This window comes from Halobacteria archaeon AArc-dxtr1 (assembly GCA_025517425.1).
Classification (GTDB): Archaea; Halobacteriota; Halobacteria; order Halobacteriales; family Natrialbaceae; genus Halostagnicola.
Map to the genome: position 1 here is coordinate 1,119,244 of JAOPJY010000001.1, position 18,965 is coordinate 1,138,208.

At 63.9% G+C, this 18,965-nt stretch carries 23 protein-coding genes and 2 tRNA genes; 21 read left to right on the forward strand and 4 right to left on the reverse strand.

The features are described from left to right. Positions 1-14: 14 nt before the first annotated feature. Together OB905_05740 and OB905_05745 are read left to right on the forward strand one after the other, a co-directional pair. Positions 15-1,091, forward strand: coding sequence for an ABC transporter permease (locus OB905_05740; protein MCU4925491.1), 1,077 nt, complete (start codon positions 15-17; stop codon positions 1,089-1,091). Further along, positions 1,088-2,101: an ABC transporter permease gene (locus OB905_05745; GenBank protein ID MCU4925492.1), complete on the forward strand. Its 1,014-nt coding sequence runs from the start codon at positions 1,088-1,090 to the stop codon at positions 2,099-2,101. The genes OB905_05740 and OB905_05745 overlap by 4 nt, the downstream gene beginning before the upstream one ends. 85 nt (positions 2,102-2,186) lie before the next feature. On the opposite strand, the gene OB905_05750 is transcribed toward OB905_05745, so the two are convergent. Further along, positions 2,187-2,399 carry a hypothetical protein gene (locus OB905_05750; GenBank protein MCU4925493.1) on the reverse strand — a complete coding sequence of 71 codons (213 nt, stop codon included), beginning with the start codon at positions 2,397-2,399 and terminating at the stop codon, positions 2,187-2,189. Between the two features lie 121 nt (positions 2,400-2,520). Here OB905_05750 and moaA point away from each other — a divergent pair, with 121 nt between their 5' ends. Continuing rightward, positions 2,521-3,540, forward strand: a complete 1,020-nt coding sequence (gene moaA / locus OB905_05755) for a GTP 3',8-cyclase MoaA (protein MCU4925494.1) — start codon at positions 2,521-2,523, stop codon at positions 3,538-3,540. A 4-nt stretch (positions 3,541-3,544) separates the two neighbouring features. Here the strand turns inward: moaA and OB905_05760 are convergent, their stop codons facing one another. Continuing rightward, positions 3,545-5,212 carry an ATP-binding protein gene (locus tag OB905_05760; GenBank protein ID MCU4925495.1) on the reverse strand — a complete coding sequence of 556 codons (1,668 nt, stop codon included), beginning with the start codon at positions 5,210-5,212 and terminating at the stop codon, positions 3,545-3,547. Positions 5,213-5,397: 185 nt separating this feature from the next. Here OB905_05760 and OB905_05765 point away from each other — a divergent pair. The 14 genes from OB905_05765 to OB905_05830 all read left to right on the forward strand — a co-directional run bounded on the left by OB905_05765 (position 5,398) and on the right by OB905_05830 (position 11,811). After that, a tRNA-Ser gene (locus tag OB905_05765) sits at positions 5,398-5,480 on the forward strand. Positions 5,481-5,542: 62 nt separating this feature from the next. Next, entirely contained in the window at positions 5,543-6,055 is a 513-nt protein-coding gene (locus tag OB905_05770; protein ID MCU4925496.1) for a 30S ribosomal protein S13, read from the forward strand. Beyond that, on the forward strand, positions 6,055-6,576 hold the full coding sequence (locus OB905_05775; protein MCU4925497.1) for a 30S ribosomal protein S4: 522 nt from the start codon (positions 6,055-6,057) through the stop codon (positions 6,574-6,576). The genes OB905_05770 and OB905_05775 overlap by 1 nt, the downstream gene beginning before the upstream one ends. A gap of 1 nt (position 6,577) precedes the next feature. After that, positions 6,578-6,967, forward strand: coding sequence for a 30S ribosomal protein S11 (locus OB905_05780; GenBank protein ID MCU4925498.1), 390 nt, complete (start codon positions 6,578-6,580; stop codon positions 6,965-6,967). A 1-nt stretch (position 6,968) separates the two neighbouring features. Continuing rightward, positions 6,969-7,721 carry a DNA-directed RNA polymerase subunit D gene (locus OB905_05785; protein ID MCU4925499.1) on the forward strand — a complete coding sequence of 251 codons (753 nt, stop codon included), beginning with the start codon at positions 6,969-6,971 and terminating at the stop codon, positions 7,719-7,721. Positions 7,722-7,857: 136 nt separating this feature from the next. Then, a tRNA-Leu gene (locus OB905_05790) sits at positions 7,858-7,942 on the forward strand. Between the two features lie 50 nt (positions 7,943-7,992). Then, a complete protein-coding gene (locus tag OB905_05795) occupies positions 7,993-8,358 on the forward strand; it encodes a 50S ribosomal protein L18e (GenBank protein MCU4925500.1) in 366 nt (121 codons plus the stop codon). Next, a complete protein-coding gene (locus OB905_05800; protein ID MCU4925501.1) occupies positions 8,355-8,804 on the forward strand; it encodes a 50S ribosomal protein L13 in 450 nt (149 codons plus the stop codon). The genes OB905_05795 and OB905_05800 overlap by 4 nt, the downstream gene beginning before the upstream one ends. Next, entirely contained in the window at positions 8,798-9,196 is a 399-nt protein-coding gene (locus tag OB905_05805; GenBank protein ID MCU4925502.1) for a 30S ribosomal protein S9, read from the forward strand. Before OB905_05800 ends, OB905_05805 begins: the two co-directional genes overlap by 7 nt. 12 nt (positions 9,197-9,208) lie before the next feature. Beyond that, positions 9,209-9,403 carry a DNA-directed RNA polymerase subunit N gene (locus OB905_05810; GenBank protein MCU4925503.1) on the forward strand — a complete coding sequence of 65 codons (195 nt, stop codon included), beginning with the start codon at positions 9,209-9,211 and terminating at the stop codon, positions 9,401-9,403. After that, a complete protein-coding gene (locus OB905_05815; protein ID MCU4925504.1) occupies positions 9,403-9,582 on the forward strand; it encodes a DNA-directed RNA polymerase subunit K in 180 nt (59 codons plus the stop codon). The genes OB905_05810 and OB905_05815 overlap by 1 nt, the downstream gene beginning before the upstream one ends. Continuing rightward, positions 9,583-10,788, forward strand: a complete 1,206-nt coding sequence (eno, locus tag OB905_05820; protein ID MCU4925505.1) for a phosphopyruvate hydratase — start codon at positions 9,583-9,585, stop codon at positions 10,786-10,788. Next, on the forward strand, positions 10,785-11,549 hold the full coding sequence (rpsB, locus tag OB905_05825; protein ID MCU4925506.1) for a 30S ribosomal protein S2: 765 nt from the start codon (positions 10,785-10,787) through the stop codon (positions 11,547-11,549). The genes eno and rpsB overlap by 4 nt, the downstream gene beginning before the upstream one ends. A 136-nt stretch (positions 11,550-11,685) precedes the next feature. Beyond that, the gene (locus OB905_05830; GenBank protein ID MCU4925507.1) at positions 11,686-11,811 is read left to right on the forward strand and encodes a hypothetical protein; all 126 of its coding nucleotides are present in this window, start codon (positions 11,686-11,688) and stop codon (positions 11,809-11,811) included. A 47-nt stretch (positions 11,812-11,858) separates the two neighbouring features. On the opposite strand, the gene OB905_05835 is transcribed toward OB905_05830, so the two are convergent. Continuing rightward, positions 11,859-12,782 (reverse strand): transcriptional regulator, encoded by a 924-nt coding sequence (locus OB905_05835; protein MCU4925508.1) that lies wholly within the window; start codon positions 12,780-12,782, stop codon positions 11,859-11,861. A 204-nt stretch (positions 12,783-12,986) separates the two neighbouring features. Here OB905_05835 and mvk point away from each other — a divergent pair, with 204 nt between their 5' ends. The 4 genes from mvk (at position 12,987) to OB905_05855 (ending at position 17,369) form a co-directional block, all read left to right on the forward strand. Continuing rightward, positions 12,987-13,973: a mevalonate kinase gene (gene mvk / locus OB905_05840; protein MCU4925509.1), complete on the forward strand. Its 987-nt coding sequence runs from the start codon at positions 12,987-12,989 to the stop codon at positions 13,971-13,973. Then, complete coding sequence (locus OB905_05845) at positions 13,970-14,710, forward strand: isopentenyl phosphate kinase (protein ID MCU4925510.1); 741 nt, start codon at positions 13,970-13,972, stop codon at positions 14,708-14,710. Before mvk ends, OB905_05845 begins: the two co-directional genes overlap by 4 nt. A 249-nt stretch (positions 14,711-14,959) precedes the next feature. After that, on the forward strand, positions 14,960-16,312 hold the full coding sequence (locus OB905_05850) for a ribonuclease J (GenBank protein MCU4925511.1): 1,353 nt from the start codon (positions 14,960-14,962) through the stop codon (positions 16,310-16,312). A 1-nt stretch (position 16,313) separates the two neighbouring features. Next, positions 16,314-17,369, forward strand: coding sequence for a polyprenyl synthetase family protein (locus OB905_05855; protein MCU4925512.1), 1,056 nt, complete (start codon positions 16,314-16,316; stop codon positions 17,367-17,369). 24 nt (positions 17,370-17,393) lie between these two features. On the opposite strand, the gene OB905_05860 is transcribed toward OB905_05855, so the two are convergent. Continuing rightward, positions 17,394-18,884, reverse strand: coding sequence for a PAS domain-containing sensor histidine kinase (locus tag OB905_05860; protein ID MCU4925513.1), 1,491 nt, complete (start codon positions 18,882-18,884; stop codon positions 17,394-17,396). Positions 18,885-18,965: the final 81 nt, after the last annotated feature.

The following is an 18,965-nucleotide window of genomic DNA, read 5'->3' on the forward strand; positions in this document are numbered from 1 at the left end:
GTGCGGCAGACGTCATGCTCAACGCGTCGGTCATCGAGCGGCTGCTCATCGCGACCGCGTCGACGGGGCTTGCCCTGCTCATTGGCTTGATTATCGTCGCGGTAGCGGGCTACGATCCGCTTCAGTTCCTGAACAATCTAATCGTCGGCGCGTTCGGCGACATGCGGTCGATCTCACAGACGCTGCGATTTACCACCTTGTTCATACTGGCCGGCGTCGCCGTCGCGGTGGCGTTCCGGGCCGGTGTGTTCAACATCGGTGTCCAGGGCCAACTGATCATGGGCGGCATCGCGTGCGTCCTGTCGATCCTCTGGCTCGCGCCGTTCCTGCCGAACGGGCAGGTCGGCGGCGTCGTGCTGATGCTGATCGGAACCATCGCGGCGATCGTCGCCGGTGGACTCTACGGCGCCCTGCCCGGTGCGATGAAAGCCTACGCAGGCGCGAACGAGATCATCACGACGATTATGCTGAATTTCATCGCCATCGGGGTCGTTGGATGGGCGGTCAGCGGACCGCTTCGCCCGGAGGGAACCGGCGCAGTGCGAACCGAGCGGCTTCCCGACAACGTCGGGTTCCCGACGATCGTCTCGGCGGACTCGTCGTTCTCGGTCATCGGGCTCGCAATCGCGCTCGGGACTGTGATCCTGATCTACGTGTTGATGACCCGAACCAGCTTCGGTTACGATATGGTGACGAGCGGCTACCAGCGCAGCGCAGCGAGCTATTCGGGCGTCGACGCCAAACAGACGATCGTCGCGACCATGACGCTGTCTGGAATGATCGCCGGCCTCGCAGGCGCGGTCTTCGCAATAATGGTCCAGGGATACTACGTCGATCCGGCGGGCATTCACACCTACGGGTTCGACGCGATCGCGATCAGTCTCCTGGCGGCGAACAACCCGATCGGCGTCGTCCCCGCCGCACTGCTGTTCGGCGGGCTAAACGGTGCGACGTCGACGATTCAGATCGCCAGCGACGTTCCCGTACAGCTGATCGAAGGGATTGTCGGTCTCGTCGTGCTGTTCGTCGCAGCCCCGGAGCTGTTCCGAATGATTGCAGAGCGAACGGGTCTCGGAGGTGAGAAACGATGAGTGTCGCGACCTACACTGCAAAGCGAAGCGTTCAGATCGGTGGGCTCGCGATCGTCATCGCACTTGGTAGCATGGCGGTTCTCACCGCGATGGGATATCCGCTGCTGACGACCGGTTTTGTCGGTCGATCCTTCCAGGCGGCGACGCCGATCGCAATCGCTGCAATCGGCGGCCTGTACGCCGAAAAGAGCGGTGTGTTCAACATCGGTCTCGACGGGTTCATGATCATCGGTGCGATCATGGCCGCAGTGGTTATGTACACCCTCGGCGGAACGGGTGCCAGCCAGGGACAGCTCCTCGCGGCGGTTCTCGGCGCTGTCGTGGTCGCGACGGTACTGGCCGTCCTCTTCGCTGTGATCCTGATCCGCTACCAGGCGGACCAGATCGTGGCGGGACTCGGTGTCTGGTTCATCGGACTCGGGTTCGCACCCTTCCTCTCGTCGGTGATTTGGGGCAGTGTGAACCGAACGGGAATGACGTCGATCAGCAACCCGGTTCCCGGAGTGAGCTTCTCGCCGTTCGTGATCCTCGGGATCATCGCCGTCGTGGCAGCCTGGTTCTTCCTCTACCGAACCCGGTATGGGTACTGGATCCAGGCGGCCGGTGAGAACCCCGAAGCGCTCGATACGGCGGGAATCGACGTCAACCGCGTCCGGTACGCGACCGTGATCTTCTCGGGCGCGATGGCCGGGCTCGGTGGGGCAATTGTGCTGGCCCACGCGGGTAGCTGGGTCGGAACTGGAGAAACAATGGTCGACGGTCGCGGTTGGATCGCGATCGTCTCGTACCTGTTCGGAAACTACAACCCGCTCGGAGCAGGGGCCGCGGCGCTCCTGTTCGGTGCGCTGGACATGCTGAACGTCCAGTTCCAGGCCGCGAACTTCGACGACTTCATTTCGAGTCGGCTGGTCAATCTGCTCCCGTATGTCGGCGTCCTCGTCGTGCTTACGGCTGCTGGGACGACCCGAATGCCGTCGGCAGTCGGGGAACCCTACGAGAGCGAAGACTAACCGAATCGGATTTTTGTTATTTTCAATCGCGACCAGTGAGCCGACGGCTCGTCGTGGGGAACGGAGTGCTGTAGGAGAAGAGCGGTTACGTTACGCGAAAGGAACTGCTGTCGGACTCCTCGTCGTCCTCGGGTTCGTCGTAGCGCTTTCGGCCCGTGATCGTCACGGTCGCCTCCAGATCGTCTGTATCCGCCCAAGGGCTGTCGTAGGCGGTGAGTTCGACGTCAGTGACGTCCCATCCGTCCGCTTCGAGCAGTTCGACGAGTCGGCGCTGGTCTGCGAGCATGTCCTCGTCCATACAAGATCGTCACGCCACGCGCACCGGTATGTCTTGTGCCCACCCGAAGAGAAACCACAATCAGTTACGAATCGTCGAGAGAGGCCCGCGTCTTTAAGCAGATTCGTCTACAAGAGAGGGTATGCTCACCGATGAGTTCGGGCGCGAGGTGACGGGGATCCGCGTCTCGCTCACCGACCGGTGTAACTTCGACTGTGTCTACTGTCACAACGAGGGGTTAGGTGACACGCGGGGGCCACTGGAACCCCAGGACGACGAGATGGAGACTGACGAGGTCGTTCGAGTGCTCGAGGTCGCAGCTGAAGAAGACGTCGAGGCAGTCAAGTTTACCGGCGGCGAGCCGATGTTGCGAGACGATCTCGCGGAGATCATCGCCCGGACGCCGGACTCGATGGACGTCTCGATGACGACAAACGGAACATTCCTCCCTGGACGGGCACAGGAACTCGTCGACGCCGGACTAGAGCGGGTAAACGTCTCACAGGACGCACTCGATCCGCAGGATTTTGCCGCGATAACCCAAAGCGGAGCCTACGATCGGGTGCTCGAAGGCGTCGACGCGGCCCTCGAAGCCGGACTCGATCCCGTGAAGCTGAACATGGTCGTCTTCGAGCACACGGCTGGGTACGTCCCCGAGATGGTCGACCACGTCGCCGAGAATCCGGGGCTCCAGTTGCAGCTGATCGAGTACATGCCGGAGCTGACCGGCCGTCCGGAGTGGAACATCGAGATCGAGCGCGTCCACGACTGGCTGGCCGAGCAGGCTACCGAGATAGAACACCGGGAGATGCACGATCGAAAGCGATACTGGATCGGCGGGAGTGCCGACTCGTCGGATCGGTCCGGCGGCATGGTCGAGATCGTCGACCCCGTCGAGAACCCGACGTTCTGTGCGAACTGCCATCGCGTACGGGTTACCCACGACGGGTATCTCAAGGGCTGTCTGAACCGCAACGACGACCTCAAACCGATGGGCCAGATGACGAAATCGGAGATTCGGACGGCATTTCGCGAGGTCGTCGCGAATCGCGTCCCGTTCTACGGGGAGTACATGGTTCAAAACGCCGACGGAGAGTGGGAGGTAAACGAAGCGTATCTCGAGGAGGAGCCGTCGCGGATGAATTCGACAGCCGACGACTGAGAGGTCAGCTCGATGCGGACGCGGCTGGCAGCGAGAGCGTAACGATCGATCCTCTGGGCTCGTTTTCCGCGAACGTTAGCGACGCCGATGAGAGCGAGGCGGTCCAGCGAACCAGCCAGAGCCCCAGTCCGCTGCCGTGATCGAGCTGGGTCTCCACCCGGGTGGCAGTAGCGGTCCGCTCCGCGTGGGGGACGCCGGGGCCATTGTCCGCGACGTGGATGTGAACGCGGTCGTCCGTCGCTTCGAGACTGAGAGTGACCCGTGGCTCCCGATCGTTGTGTACCACCGCGTTCTCGACGAGTTCGGCCAGTGCCTGCTCGAAGAGCTCGATATCTGCGACGCGCACATCCGGAAGCGAGTCGGCTCCCGATTCCCCGGGGAACTCGATCACTGCGTTAGGAAACCGTTCGCGTGCGTCAGCCACGACCGTTGTGACGACGACAACCGGCGAGACGGTGTCGACCTCGGCGGTCGAGTTGATCGTTCGCTCGACGCGGCGGGCCTTGTCTGCGAACTCGACGACGCGATCAATGCGCTCTCTGGCACGCGCAACGTGCTCGTCGGCTCGTGCTGGCTGGTCGTCGAGCAGATCGAGGTGGCCAGCGGCAACGTTCATTTCGTTTCGGATATTGTGTCGCAGAATCCGATTGAGGACGCTGATACGCTGTTCGCGCTCGACGGTTTCGGTGATATCGTTGAGGTACACGATGCGGCCGACCGTCCGGTTTCGGTCGTCTGTCAGGGGGGTTGTCCGGGTCCGAAACTGTCGCTGGTCGCCGTCGATTTTCGCGGAGAGCTGGTCGTTGTCGGGTGCAACCACGTCGGGAAAGACGTCGGCTGCGGGCTGGTTCAACTCGAGGCCGCCGAGGACGGCGGTGGCAGTTTGGTTGTAGTCTCTGATCTGCCCGTCCGGTCCGACGACGACGACGCCGTCGTCGAGTTCGTCGACCAGCAGATTCCGGGCAACCGGCCGAATCTCTAACATCTCAAAGTGAAAGAGCGCCAGCGCGAACGCGAGTCCGGAGATCGCGAACGCGGTCGTCGTCAGATCGACGGTAAGAAACGGGACGAGATTGAGGTTGATGCCGGCGTTTACCGTGAGCGGAACGAGTCCGCCAAAAAAGATCAGCGTCGCCTGTTTCCGATAGAGCATGCCCGAGCGGACGACGACGGTAGCCAGCACGGCCAAACTGAGGGTGATGAGGAGATACGAGTAGCCGAGGTGAACCCAAAACCATGGTCCGAACTCCGGGGTGAAAACGGCGGCGTCGCCGACGGTAGTGACCTCGTGAGCGGTCCAGAACAGCCCGTGGGCCGGGTTCGTCCACACGATCGCAAGCGTCGTGAGGGGAACGATCGCGAGCGCGGCGTAGATCCGGCGAGTGAGCCAGTGGTTGTAGCCGGCAAACGTAAGCGCGAGGACGAAGTACGCGGTCGGTAGCAAGACGATTCCCAGATACTGTACCTGCTGCCAGAAGACGACGTGGTCGACAGTCGAGTAACCGATCCCGATCCCGTGAGGGATCGCCCACAGTACGGCGGCGAGCATCGAGACCGCAAGCGGCCAGGCCATCGGATCGGGCCGGTGGCGCAACGCCTCGACTGCGACAAGCATCGCGACGAGTGCGCCACCGAAGATGAGCATCGAGATCGGAGAGAACGTCCAACTCATCTCGTCGCTCACTTCACAAACGGAGATTATAAAACAGGGAGATTGTCAGGTCAGACTGGTGAACGGCGACCGTCCCCAGACGGGCTTTCGTTGCCCTTAAGTACCCCACACTGGTAGCAATCAGTGCGATACGTGTAGGGGACCGATCCCCGAGTCCAGATGGGCGACGATAGAGTACACGCGGTGTCGTGGTAGCCAAGCGGCCCAAGGCGCATGGTTGCTAACCATGTGGCGTCAAGCCTCCGGGGTTCAAATCCCCGCCACGACGTCGGACAATCACAGCGTGCGTGGACAGCCAGTACACGCGCACATCAGATCGAATACACACACATGAGCGAGGAAGAACCTCAGGAACAGGAGGACGACGATCTTCAGTACTTCGTCCGCATCGGTCAGACCGACCTCGACGGCACCAAGTCCGTCGAGCGGTCGCTGTCCGAGCTGAACGGGGTCGGTCGACGGACCGCCCGGATCATCGCGGAGGAAGCGGGCGTAGATCGGACGGCGACGTTCGGTGCGCTCGACGAAGACGTCATCGACGAGGTCGTCAGCCACGTCGAAGCGTACGCCGACGAAGTGCCCGAGTGGCTCACCAACCGCCAGCGGGACTTCTACACCGGCGAGACGACCCACGAGATCGGTAACGACCTCCAGTTGACCCGACAGCACGACATCAACCGGATGAAGATGATCGACTCCTACAAGGGCGCCCGTCACAAGCGCGGCCAGAAGGTCCGCGGACAGCGCACCAAGTCCACCGGCCGAACGGAGGGCACCATCGGAGTCAACGTCGAAGAGATCCGCGAAGAGGAAGCAGCCGAAGCGGCGGAGGATGACGAATAATGGCACTCGGAAGTAACACCAAACAGTACGAGACGCCGAATCATCCCTACCAGGGCGAGCGAATCGCCAGCGAGCACTCGCTGCTCGACCGCTACGGCTTAAAGAACAAAGAAGAGCTCTGGCGTGCCCAGTCCCAGCTTCGCTCCTACCGGCGCGAGGCCCGTGACCTGCTCGCCCAGCCCCAGGACGAGGACACCGTCGTCCGCCGACGCGAGGAGTTCCTCGGTCGGCTCAAGCGCGTCGGGTACTTGGACGAGGGCGACGAGCTCGGCGACGTCCTCGCACTCGAGATCGAAGACGTCCTCGAACGGCGACTGCAGACGGTCGCCTACCGCAAGGGACTCGCGAACACGCCCCAGCAGGCCCGACAGTTCATCACCCACGGCCACGTGATCGTCGGCGAGAGTCGCCACCGTATCCCGTCGTACGTCGTCGACATCGACGAGGAGGATCTCGTGGCGTTCGAGGAGAACAGTCCGCTTGCGGACGAGCTCCACCCAGCACGAGCGGAGGAACAATAACATGAGTCAGGACGACGAGAAGTGGGGAATCGCCCACGTGCACGCATCGTTCAACAACACCATCATGACCGTCACGGACCTCACGGGTGCCGAAACGATCGTGAAGTCCTCCGGCGGGACCGCGGTCAAGCAAAACCGCGACGAGGCATCGCCGTACGCGGCCATGCAGATGGCCGAGTCGGTCGCCGACGAGATCAAAGCCGCCGGCATCACGGGTCTTCACGTCCACGTTCGCGGCCCGGGCGGCAACCTCCAGAAGTCCCCCGGTCCTGGCGCACAGGCGACGATCCGCGCACTCGCCCGCGCCGGTATCGAGATCGGGCGCATCGAGGACGTCACGCCGATCCCACACGACGGATCGCGCGCACCGAAAGGTAAGGGCGGCTACTAGCATGACCGCAGAGTACGACGTCGAGTTCGTCGAACGCGGGGATCGGGAGGCACGGTTCCTGGTCCGCGGGGTCACACCCGCGTTCGCCAACGGCATCCGTCGCGCGATGGTCGCCGACGTGCCGACGATGGCGATCGACACCGTTCGGTTCGTCGAAAACTCGTCGGTGATGTTCGACGAGCAACTCGCCTTACGGCTCGGGCTGGTTCCGCTGACGACGCCGCCGGAAGGCGAGTTCGTCGAGGACGACGTCGTCACGCTCTCGATCGACGTGTCCGGTCCGGGAACCGCGTATTCGGGCGATCTCGTCTCGAGTGACGAGTTGGTCCAGCCCGCAGACGAGAACGTCCCGATCATCAATCTCAAGGACGGACAGCGTCTCGAGGCCGAGGCCGACGCCGTACTGGACCGCGGGAAAGATCACGCCAAACATCAGGGCGGCGTGGCCGTCGGCTACCGACATCTCCAGCGAGTGACCGTCGACGGCGATCTCCCCGAGTTCGAAGACGAGGAGTCCCGCATCGTTCGCGGCGTGATCGAGGACGAGGACGGCGAGCTGGTACCGACCAGTGAGTTCGACCACGACCTCACGGAGCGATACCCCGGGAAGAATGTGCAGGTCGAAGACGTCCCAAACGCCTTCGTCTTCCACGTCGAGACCGACGGCTCGTTCACCGTCTCTGAACTGGTCACGCGAGCCGCCGACTCGATCGAGCGCCGCGCGACCGAACTCGAGGACGCAGTACAGCTATAACGACCGATGACCCGTCACCCGACTCCCACGACGATGGCCGCCGACGCCGGATCCCACGAGATCGGCGTGCCGACGCCGCCCACAACTGGGCGAATCGAAAGGGGTTTTACGGGGCGACGGGTAGGGAGAAGTGCGAGCAGGGATAGCCAAGTCAGGCCAACGGCGCAGCGTTCAGGGCGCTGTCTCGTAGGAGTCCGCAGGTTCAAATCCTGCTCCCTGCATCACTTCTCCAACCGTGGATTCGTCTCACAGACGAGCCACACCGCAGTATATCGAGGACACAATGAGTAGTAAAACCAATCCGAGGCTCAACGATCTCATCGCCGAGTTGAAGTCCACGTCCCGACAGCGGGGCGCGGACGTCTGGCATGATATCGCGGATCGGCTCGAGAAGCCCCGTTCCAGCCACGCAGAGGTGAATCTGGGGCGGATCGAACGATACGCACGCGAGGAAGAGACCGTCGTCGTTCCCGGCAAGGTGCTGGGTTCCGGCGCGCTACAGAAAAACGTCACCGTCGCCGCCGTCGACTTCTCGTCGTCGGCAGAGACGAAGATCGAACAGGTCGGTGAGTCGGTACCGCTCGAGCAGCTGCTCGAGGACAACCCCGACGGATCCGGCGTCCGGGTGATTGCATGAGTTACGCAGAGTTCGACGCAGACGTCGTCGTCGACGCCCGCGACTGTATCCTGGGACGCGTCGCCAGCGAGGTCGCCCAGCGCGCCCTGGCAGGCGAGCGCGTCGCCATCGTCAACGCCGAAGACGCCGTCATTACCGGCGACAAGGAGGATATCTTCGAAACGTACCGAACGCGTCTCCAGCTCGGCTCCGATCGCGGCCCGGTCTACCCGAAGCGACCGGACACGATCTTCAAGCGTGCCGTCCGTGGCATGCTGCCGTACAAGAAGACCCGCGGCCGCGAGGCGCTCTCTGGCGTCCGCGTCTACGTCGGCAACCCCTACGAGGGTGACGACGAGCGCGAGGCCGAGGTCCTGCCGGATACCTCCCTGGATCGACTCTCGAACATTCGCTTCGTGCACTTACACGAGGTCTCCGAACAGTTAGGTGCTAACGTTACATGGTAACGAACACAAGTGGCAAGAAGAAGACCGCCGTCGCCCGCGCGACCGTCAGCGAGGGTGAAGGCCGCGTCCGAATCAACTCCCAGCCGGTCGAGCTGGTCGAGCCCGAAATGTCGCGGCTCAAGATGCTCGAACCGTTCCGCATCGCCGGCGAGGAGCTTCGCGGCGAGATGGACATCGACGTCAGCGTCGAGGGTGGCGGCATCAGCGGACAGGCAGACGCCGTCCGTACGGCAATCGCCCGCGGCATCGTCCAGCACACCAACGACGCCGAACTCCGCGACGCCTACCTGGAGTTCGACCGCTCGCTGCTGGTCAACGACGTCCGCCAGTCCGAACCCAAAAAGTGGGGCGGCCCCGGCGCACGGGCCCGCTACCAGAAGTCCTACCGCTGAGGTGAACAACGTATGATGGTACCGGTCCGGTGTTTCACGTGCGGTAACGTCGTCGGCGAGCACTGGGAAGCGTTCGACGAGCGAGCCAACCAGGGCGAGGAAGACCCTCAGGAGGTCTTAGACGAGCTCGGCGTCGACCGTTACTGCTGCCGACGGATGCTCGTGAGCCACACCGACCTCGTTGACGTCGTCTCACCCTACCAGTAATGCAACAAGAACACCACAACCGATACGAGAAGGCCCGGATCCTCGGCGCACGAGCGCTGCAGGTCTCCTACGGAGCGCCGGTCCTGATCGAAACGGACCAGACGGAACCGATCCTGGTGGCCGCCGAGGAGTACGATGCCGGCGCGCTGCCGTTTACCGTCAAGCGAGGGAACACGTAAATGACGCTCATCACCGACGTTCGACTGCGCCGCATCGTCGACTCGCGGGGGAACCCGACGGTCGAAGCCGACGTCGTCACCGAAAGCGGTGGCTTCGGTCGGGCAGCGGCGCCATCCGGCGCCAGCACCGGCGAGTACGAAGCGATCGAACGCCCAGCAGAAGAGGCGATTGCCGCCGCACGCGAACACGCCGTCCCCCGACTCGTCGGGGAGGCCTACGCGGGCAACCAGCGCGAAGTCGACGGAATCCTTCGGGCGGCCGACGGCACCGACGACTTCTCGCAGATCGGCGCCAACAGCGCCGTCGCGATCTCGATGGCCGCTGCGAAGGCGGGCGCCGACGTGCTGGGTGCGCCGCTGTTCCAGCACTTGGGCGGCACCTTCCGCGGACAGAACTTCCCGATCCCACTCGGGAACGTCGTCGGCGGCGGCGAACACGCCGCAGACGCGACCGACATTCAGGAGTTCCTCTCCGCACCAGTCGGCGCACCGAGCGTCGAGGACGCCGTCTTCGCGAACGCCGCGGTCCACGACCGCGTCGCCGATCTGCTCGCAGAGCGCGACGTCGCCTGCGGCAAGGGCGACGAGGGCGCGTGGGCGCCGTCGATCGACGACGACGAGGCGTTCGAGATCGTCGACGAGGCGGTCTCACAGGTTGCCGACGAGGTCGGCTTCGAGATCCGATTCGGCCTCGACGTCGCGGCCGCAGAGATGTACGACGCCGAAGCGGGCGTCTACGAGTACAGCGACACGACCTGTAACGCAGACGAGCAGATCGAGTACATCGCGAGTCTGATTGACGAGTACGATCTCGCCTACGTCGAGGACCCCCTAGACGAGAACGACTACGACGGGTTCGCAGAGCTGACCGACAGAGTGAGCGGTGACACGCTCATCTGTGGGGACGACCTGTTCGTCACCAACACCGACCGACTCGCCGACGGCATCGAGCGCGGCGCGGCCAACAGTATCCTGATCAAACCAAACCAGATCGGGACGCTGACGGACGCCTTCGACGCGATCGAGCTCGCCGGCGAGAACGGCTACGACTCGGTCGTCTCCCACCGCTCGGGCGAGACCGAGGACGCGACCATCGCACACCTCGCCGTGGCGACCGACGCACCGTTTATCAAGACCGGCGCAGTCGGCGGCGAGCGAACCGCCAAGTTGAACGAACTCATCAGAATCGCAGACGATGCCACATGACTGACAACGACGCACAACAGGAAGGGCTCGACGCCGCCGAGGCGGAGATCGACGAGGAGCCGGCCGAGGGGGCCGGTCCCGCCGCCGATCCCGCCGAGGACGTCGAGCCGGTAGCCGACGAACAGGACGACGAGACCGACGCGGGCCCGACTCTCGACGACGACGTAATGTCCGACGAGGAAGCGGACCTGCTGATCCCCGTCGAGGACTACCTCGGCGCGGGGGTCCACATCGGGACCCAGCAAAAGACCAAGGACATGGAGCGGTTCATCCACCGCGTCCGAACCGACGGGCTCTACGTCCTTGACGTCTCGAAGACCGACGGCCGCATCCGCACGGCCGCGGACTTCCTCGCGAACTACGCGCCCGAGCAGATCCTCGTGACCTCCTCGCGCCAGTACGGTCGGTTCCCGGCCGAGAAGTTCGCCGAGGCAGTCGGCGCTCGCGCCCGCACCGGCCGGTTCATCCCGGGCACGCTGACCAACCCCAAGTACGACGGCTACATCGAGCCCGACGTCGTCGTCGTCACGGACCCGATCGGCGACGCGCAGGCCGTCAAGGAGGCCATCACGGTCGGGATCCCAGTCATCGCGATGTGTGACTCGAACAACCAAGTCAGCAACGTCGACCTCGTCGTCCCGACGAACAACAAGGGTCGCAAGGCCCTCTCGGTCGTCTACTGGCTGCTCGCCAACGAAGTCCTCGATCGGCGCGGTGCGGAGCCGTCGTACTCGCTCGAGGACTTCGAGAGTATGGTCTAACCCGGAATTCGAATCGCGTTTTCTCTGCAGACTCGCGCTCGCTCAGAGAGATCCGTGTGCGCTGCGTAAGAACAGCCACCGCCAGCATTCCACGACAGAGTGAAAAGACTACGTACCGGTCGTCCGAACTGGGAACATGATCAACCGTCTGTTCGAGTTCGAAGAGGAGCAGGTTCCGCCGGCGGTCGTCGTCGCGGTCGGAATCTTACTCTCGATTTTTGCGCTGGGAGCGATGTACCGAGTCGTCGGGCTGCTCGTTTGATCGCCATCTACTGATCACACGCAGTCCGTAGTCGTCTCGGAGCCGCGTCAGGACGACGCCTGGGCGAGCAGCGACTCGACCAGCGTAGCCGCCTCGGCAGCCGTCTCCGCGAAGACGTACGTTGCTGGTTCGATGCCGAACGCGCCACGGTGGTAGACGATCGCCGGAACGGCACCGCGGTCGGCAAAGCGCTCTCGCAGGTGTTCGCGGCGGTCTTCGTAGTCCGGGTCGAACTCGAGCGGGTCGATACCGAGCGATCGGGCGGTCTCGAGAATCGCGTCGTCAGTGGCGACGTTGACCGCTCCGCGAATCTCGGGGTCGGCCTCTCGGGCCGCAAGTAACGCCATGGCGACGTGCTTGGAGGCGCCGAACTCGGGATTGGCCGGGATCTCGATGCGACCGCCCATAGCGTAGATGCGTCCGGGGATCGCGGCAACGTCGGTCTCATCCGTTGCCTCGGGCAGGCACATCCCGACGTTCGTCCCGACGTTAGGGATGGCGTCGGCCATTCCAGGAATCGCGGCGAGCGTCCGGGCGGCCCCGCGGACGTTCGCGAGGACGTCGCGCTCGGCGCGCACGTCCGGGTCGAGTCCGCGAACGCAGAGGTCACAGCTCAGTCCCTGGAGTTCGGGCATCTCCTCTTCGTGGAGTTCGCAGATCGGCCCTCGATCCTCGAGCGTGCGGACGAGTGCCAGGAGTTCGGCCAGCGCGTCGTAGCCGTCCATCTCGCCGGTATCGAGCCCCTCCGCGATGCGCTCGACAGTCGCCCGGGTCTCGGGGTCGTCGCGAAAGCGCTTCTCGCCGACGTCGTCGGCGCCGACGTACTTACTGACCGCAGCCTGGGTGACACCGAGGTTGGCTGCGATCTCCTGTTGGGTCATGCCGCGGTCGGCGAGTCGAGTCGCGAGCATCGCCCGAACCGTAGGCAGGAATCGCTCGACGACGAGCTCGCTGGGCAAGACGAGAGACATACGACCGCGTTGGGGTGAGGTCGGCTTAAGTCCGGCTACAGCGATCGGGCGAGACGAAACTGCCAGGGCATGTGAGGACCGTGGGAGGGAGTCCGCGACGAGGGGCCGCGAGAGTGGCAGTGAGAGCCGCGAGTGTGCGCAGAGAGGTCGCAAGTGCGGGCGCGAGAAGATAGCTATTAACCGCCCTCGAACGAACGGCCGGATATGACACGCTCTTCGGCCCCCGGTAAAGTCTATCTCTTCGGGGAGCACGCGGTTGTGTACGGCGAGCCGGCGGTCCCCTGCGCGATCGAGCGGCGCGCTCGTGTCGGCGTGCGCCAGCGAAGCGACGACAAGCTGCGCGTCCACGCCGAGGATCTAAGTCTCGACGGCTTTACCGTCGAGTACGGGCGCCAGCCCGACGAACACCCGGACGTCGACGTCTCGGAGTCGCTGGTGCGTGCGGCGACGGGCTACGTCGACGAGGCGATCGCACAGGTTCGGGACGTAACCGGGGCGACCGACGTCGGGTTCGACGTGACGATCGAGAGCGAGATCCCGCTTGGAGCCGGGCTGGGTTCTTCGGCGGCTGTGGTCGTCGCGGCGATTGACGCGGCAACGCGAGAGCTCGGCGCCACCCTGGAGGCCGACGAACTCGCCGAGCGCGCGTTTCGAACCGAACACGCCGTCCAGGACGGACAGGCCTCGCGTGCGGATACGTTCTGCTCGGCGACCGGCGGCGCGGTCAGAGTCGAGGGGGACAACTGCAAGGCGATCGAGGCGCCGGATCTCCCGCTGGTCATCGGCTTCGACGGTGGAGCCGGCGATACGGGCGAACTCGTGGCCGGAGTCCGGCGGCTCCGCGAAGAGTACGACTTCGCCGCCGACACCGTCGGCGCGATCGGCGATATCGTCGGCGACGGAGAGGATGCGCTCGCGACGAACGATCTCGAGGAGGTCGGCCGGCTGATGGATTTCAACCACGGCCTGCTCTCGGCACTCGGCGTCTCCTCGCGCTCGCTGGACGCGATGGTCTGGGCGGCCAGAGGGGCGGGTGCCTACGGCGCGAAGCTGACCGGGGCGGGCGGTGGCGGCTGCATCGTCGCGCTCGACCCACACGAGGAAGTAGAGACGGCACTGTCGTACACGCCGGGCTGTGAGGAGGCGTTTCGCGCCGAGCTGGCCGAGGAGGGGGTGCGACAGCTCGAATGATCGTCTGTAAACTGGGCGGGAGCGTCATCACCGACAAGGATCGTGCCGAAACGCTCGACGGGCCCGCACTGGACCGGGCAGCCGAGGCGATCGCCGAGGCGCATGCAGCGGGCCGGGACGATCTCGTGCTCGTCCACGGCGGCGGGAGCTTCGGCCACCACGCAGCCAGCGAGCACGGCGTGACGACAGAGAGCGGCACGCACGACGAGACCGCAGTGATCGAGATCCACGGCGCGATGACGACGCTGAACGAGTTCGTCCTCTCGCGGCTGCACGAGCGGGACGTTCCGGCGGTTCCGGTACACCCATTCTCGGCGGCGAGCCGAGACGCGGAGGGGGCGCTGTCGCTCCCGACGCAACAGGTCGCGACGTTGGTCGCAGAGGGGTTCGTCCCGGTCTTGCACGGCGATCTGGTTGCCCACGCAGGCCACGGGGCGACCGTCGTCAGCGGCGACGAACTCGTCGCGGCGCTCGCGGCCGATCTGGGCGCCGAGCGCGTCGGTCTCTGCTCTACGGTCCCGGGCGTGCTCGACGACTCGGGGGCGGTCGTCGAGCGCATTGACTCCTTCGAGGCCGTCGCAGACGTCCTCGGCGAGAGTGAGTCGACGGACGTGACGGGCGGAATGGCTGCGAAGGTCGCCGCACTGCTCGAACTCGAGGCATCGGCGTCGATCTTCGGGCTCGAGGAGTTGGCGGCGTTCTTGGGCGGCGAGAGTCCGGGAACGACGCTCGTCTAACCGAGCGACGGGAGCTGTCGAACCCACTGCGTTTTTAACACTTGGGCGTGTAGGGCCACGTAGCGAGACCCGCGGGCAAGTGCATCCCTCGTCGCGGCGGTGTCGCGACCCGGGTCGACGGGCGGACCGTCGGCTCGGAGGATGCATAGCGGGATGGCCGACGCGCCGAGAGACGCAGGGGCCGAGCGAAACCGGGAGTCCGCGGACCGTTTCGATGAGAGTCCACACGCGGCTTTCAGTGCTACAACCATGGAAATCGAAATTGCAACCATTGGCGGATACGAGGAAGTCGGACGGCAGATGACTGCCGTCCGCGCCGGGAACGACGTCGTCATCTTCGACATGGGTCTGAACCTCTCGCAGGTTCTCATCCACGACAACGTCGAGACCGAGCGGATGCACAGCTTAGACTTGATCGACATGGGCGCGATCCCCGACGACCGGATCATGTCCGACCTGGAAGGCGACGTCCAGGCCATCGTGCCGACCCACGGTCACTTAGACCACATCGGTGCCATCTCGAAGCTGGCCCACCGGTACAACGCCCCAATCGTCGCGACGCCGTTTACGATCGAACTCGTCAAACAGCAGATTGAAGGCGAGCAGAAGTTCGGTGTCGAAAACGACCTGGTGAAGATGGACGCCGGCGAGACGATGTCCATCGGCGACTCCGGACAGGTCGAACTCGAGTTCGTCAACGTCACTCACTCGATCATCGACGCGATCAATCCGGTCCTCCACACCCCGGAAGGTGCCGTCGTCTACGGACTGGACAAACGGATGGACCATACGCCAGTCATCGGCGACCCGATCGACATGAAGCGCTTCCGTGAGATCGGTCGCGAGGGCGAGGGTGTCCTCTGTTACATCGAAGACTGTACGAACGCCAACAAGAAGGGGCGCACGCCCTCCGAAAACGTCGCCCGCGAACACCTCCGGGACGTCCTCTACAGCATGGAGGACTACGACGGCGGGATCGTTGCAACGACGTTCTCGAGTCACATCTCGCGCGTGACGAGCCTCGTTGAGTTCGCGAAAGACATCGGTCGCCAGCCCGTCTTGCTGGGCCGATCGATGGAGAAGTACTCCGGCACCGCAGAACGACTTGACTTCGTCGACTTCCCCTCGGACCTGGGGATGTTCGGCCACCGAAAGTCCGTCGACCGCACGTTCAAGCGGATCATGAACGAGGGCAAAGAGGACTACCTGCCGGTCGTCACCGGCCACCAGGGCGAGCCCCGCGCGATGCTCACCCGGATGGCCCGCGGCGAGACGCCCTACGAGCTAGACGAAGGCGACAAGGTCGTCTTCTCGGCGCGCGTGATTCCGGAGCCGACCAACGAGGGACAGCGCTACCAGGCCGAGCGACTGCTCGGCATGCAGGGCGCTCGCGTCTACGACGACATCCACGTCTCTGGGCACCTGAACCAGGAGGGTCACTACAAGATGCTAGACGCGCTCCAGCCCCAGAATATCATCCCGGCCCACCAGGACCTGAAGGGCCTGTCGGGCTACGTCAAGCTCTGTGAGGGCGAGGGCTACGAGCTAGGCCGCGACGTCCACGTCACGCGCAACGGCAACCTGATCCAGCTCGTCGACTGATATGACGTCTCCCAAGACACGAGAGGAGACGGTTCTCGAGGCCGTTCGCGAGCGCCGCGAGCTGGTCAACGAGGCGATTCCGGAGGCGCTGCCGATACAGCGACCCGAACGTCTCTACGAGGCCTCACGATACCTGCTCGACGCGGGCGGGAAACGCCTCCGGCCGACCGTGTTACTCACGACCGCAGAGGCACTCGCCGACGTCGAGCCGCTGACGACCGACTACCAGCAGTTTCCGACACTCGACGAAGGCGCGGGAACCGTAGACATAATGGACGCCGCCGTCAGCGTCGAGGTCATCCAGTCGTTTACGCTCATCCACGACGACATTATGGACGACGACGACCTGCGACGGGGCGTCCCCGCCGTCCACAAGGAGTACGACCTCGAGACGGCGATCCTCGCGGGCGATACGCTCTACTCGAAGGCGTTCGAGATCATGCTCGATTCGGGTGCCGACCCCGAACGAACCGTCGAAGCGCTCGACATCCTCGCAACGACCTGCACGCAGATCTGTGAGGGCCAGTCTCTCGACGTCACCTTCGAGGAGCGCACCGACGTGACACCCGAGGAGTATCTCGAGATGGTCGAGCAAAAGACCGCCGTGCTCTATGCCGCCGCTGCGAGCCTGCCAGCAGTGTTGCTGGGCGCAGACGACAAGACCATCGACGCACTGCACGGTTACGGGCTCGATATCGGCCGTGCGTTCCAGATTCACGACGACGTGCTCGATCTGACGGTCCCGAGCGAGAAACTCGGCAAACAACGTGGCAGCGACTTAGTCGAGAACAAACAGACGCTGATCACCGTTCACGCCCGCAACGAGGGCGTCGACATCGAGGGATTAGTCGACACGAACGACGTCGACGCCGTCACCGAGGCCGAAATCGACGAGGCAGTCGCGGCCCTCGAAGAGGTCGGCTCGATCCGGTATGCAAACGAGTTCGCACGCGAGCTCGTCGAAGACGGAAAGCAGCGACTCGACGTGCTTCCGGACAACGAGGCGCGCGACCTGTTGCTGACGCTTGCGGACTACCTGATCGAACGGGGCTACTGAGCGCTGTCGGTCGGGCCGACCGTTTTATTCGACGGATAGTTCGACGACGAAGGCGGCACCGCCCAGGTCAGCGTCTTCGACCCAGATCTCACCACCGTACCGACCGAGCAGCGTCGAGACGAGGTAGAGCCCGATCCCGGTCCCGTCGCTTCGGTCGCCCTTCTCGCGCTTATAAAAGATTTCCTCGCGCCGAGACTCGGGCACACCGGGCCCGTTGTCGGCAATGCGAACGGTGACGACGTCATCAGTGGTCTCGGCTGAGATGGTGACGACCGGTATCTCGGTGTCGTTGTGCTGGATGGCATTTTCGAGGAGGTTTCTGAACACCGCCCCGAGCAGCCCGTCAGCACGAACCCCGACGTCTGGCAGAAATCCGGCGACGGAGACGTCGGCGTTCGGATGAGCGGATCGGATCTCGCGAAGTTGTTGTGTGAGGACGCCAGAGAGGGGAATCCGATGACTGGTCGTCGCCGACTCCGCCATTTCGGCGGCCAGTTCGCGTGCCGTCTGGGTGAGCGTGATCGCGTTCTCGGCGCTCTCGATGATCGTCTCGAGGTACGATACCCCCTCATCGTCGACGTGTTCGGTCGCAAGCTCGGCGTACGCCTGGATGAGTTGGAGGTCGTTTCGAATGTCGTGGCGCACAACCTCGTTTAACAGTTCGAGGTTGTTGCGCTGGGCTTCGAGTTGTCGCTCGTACTCTTTGAGTTCGGTTACGTCCCGGGCGTACGCGAGAACGGCCGTTTCGTCCGTGCCAACCGGCTCGTAGGGGATCTTGGTCGTCTGGAGAATACGCGTCTCACCAGCGTCTGTCGTGATCGTCTCCTCGACTCGCTCCATCGGTTCGCCGGACTCGATCACCGACAGATCGTCGGCTCTGAACTTCGCTGCCGTCTCCTCGTCCACGCCGATCTCTCGATCCGTTTTTCCCTCCATCTCTTCGGGGGTACAGCCGTGCATCGACGCGAATGCCTCGTTTGCGAGCAGAAACTCGCCCCCACGGTTCTTCGCGAGCAGCAGGTCGGGAATCAGATCGACGATCTGGCGAAACTCCGCGACGGTTAACTGGTGGGTCGGATCCGTCTTGGCTCGCCGGCGGGAGATCGCGACGATCCACGCGGTCGACTGAGCAGCAGACAGCGGGACGAAGCGCGTGTACCAGTGGCCGTCGACGTCGGCTGTTCCGGGAACGCCCTCGTACTCGACCGAATCGCCGCGTTCGATACACCGACGGCAGTTCGAGACGATCGCAGAGCCCCTCTCCGCACCGAACAGTGCAGTCGGATCACGGCTGTGGCCTGCCCCGCGGGCCAATCCAGCGAGGTCCCGATACTGTTCGTTGGTCGCCGCGACTGTGACGTCGGGCTCGTCGTCGGTGGTGACAGCGAACAGAACCAGTGCCTCTGGGCCCGCCAGTGCCAGCTGATCACTCCCGAGAAAGATGTCTCGGTCTGCGGATCGGCCGTCAACACAGCCACGGGAGGACTGTGACGCCGACCAGTCCCGATTATCCATACCATCTATCAATCAGCCATAGTAAAATAGTATTTGATTTATAGTCGATAAATAGTGACGGGGTGGTGAGTGATGGGATCA